We start from the raw sequence: 1,510 nt of genomic DNA, 5'->3' as shown, positions 1-1,510 counted from the left end.
CAGAAGTATTAAACTTACTCCCCAAATTAAACGAAGAACCTGCTTGTTGAGCACAATACCTTTGAGTACAGGTGTCTGTGCCTGAATTATGCCTAATAAGAATCCACAAGTAAGCAAGAAGTAAGCGTAGCGTTGAGGAAACTCTAACATGGTATGAATGAGTACGGTACACACCATCATAATTGCAATAATTGAGATAGTTTCTTTAGCCTGCTGATTTAGCCAAAGGAACCAACACGTAAAGTAAGCAATAATGACTATACCTATTGGGATACCGTTCCAGATGATGAGATCTAATAAAATATTATGGGCACTGGTCGTCCACTCAGTTGTTGGAAAAAGAGCATAAGCAGACATTTGCGCCACACTGGTTTGGTGCCAACCATACCCCAACCAAGGATGCTGCTGTACAGCAAGTAGCATTTGGGTCCAGATATTAAAACGTAAATATCCAGAACTTGCTCTTTCAACTAAACTACTTGCTTGGGTTACATCAGCGCTCGACCATGCCTCAATTAAACTAGTAGCAAATGGCAGAATCACGCCAGCTATTACAAAAAAACCAGCGCACCACAAGAACCCTTGAATAAAACCAAATCTTTTTTGTTTTCCAAATAGTTTAACTATCCAATAGATAAGTAAAAATGGAAAAACGACCCAAGACGTTCTTGATTGGCTTAAAGTGATTGTAAACAAGATAAGGAGTGCTGAAGGGAAAAGTAACCAAACTGTTGCTTTATTCTTTTCATATAAAAATAGACAACCTAATAGCCCCATAATCAGAAAGGTTGCCATATTGTTAGGTTGACCAAAGTTGCCGTAAGGACGGTTACCAATTAAATGCAACATATGCACAAAATGAGACTCAATATTTAACCATTGGCATATCGCAATAAAGCTGGTCGCAATTGATACAATAATCAGTAATAAACTAAAGCCTGTAAAAATTTGATCTCGCTTTTGTTGATCTAGTGACAAGTTATAACCCGCCACAACCATAAACCAGAAGCCTAATAAGTAAAGTGAACTTAACAAAGCTGTACTAAAATCAAAAACTAGACCAAAAGCCCACTGCACCACTGGAATTAAAATAAATGGCAATAGCAATAATTGTGCACGTGAAATTTTAATATTTTGATAAAAAAGTGCAGCTAAGACACTTAAACCTGCCGCAAAAGTACTCATTTCACTAGAAAACATTACCCAAGGGTTATAGTGAAATGGTGATAACCACGCAAAACCCAACAAAATTGCAGCGAGGAACAGAAAAAATACTTGCATAGTGACAGGTTACAGACCAAAAACTTGAAAAGGATTATACATGGAAGAAAGTAAGCAAAATGATATTCTATATGCAAATTATTTTATTCAATTTTTTAAAATTATAATTCTGAAAGTAAAATTATTTTCTTAGCTATTCATATAAATATTAGAAATAAAATGTTTTATTAAATTTAATACTGATAGCCTTTAAATAAAAATGCACCTTAAATAAGGCGCATTTTTTAAT

The 1,510-nt window shown here is 34.8% G+C and carries 1 protein-coding gene; it reads right to left on the bottom strand.

The features are described 5' to 3' along the window. Positions 1-1,281: O-antigen ligase family protein (locus VXQ92_RS17520; protein ID WP_416682678.1), on the bottom strand; the 1,281-nt coding region annotated here is incomplete at its 3' end. Positions 1,282-1,510: the final 229 nt, after the last annotated feature.

Source organism: Acinetobacter sp. 228 (genome assembly GCF_048147885.1).
The sequence above is the reverse complement of the archived record's forward strand: the minus strand, read 5'-3'. Positions and strand labels throughout refer to the sequence as shown.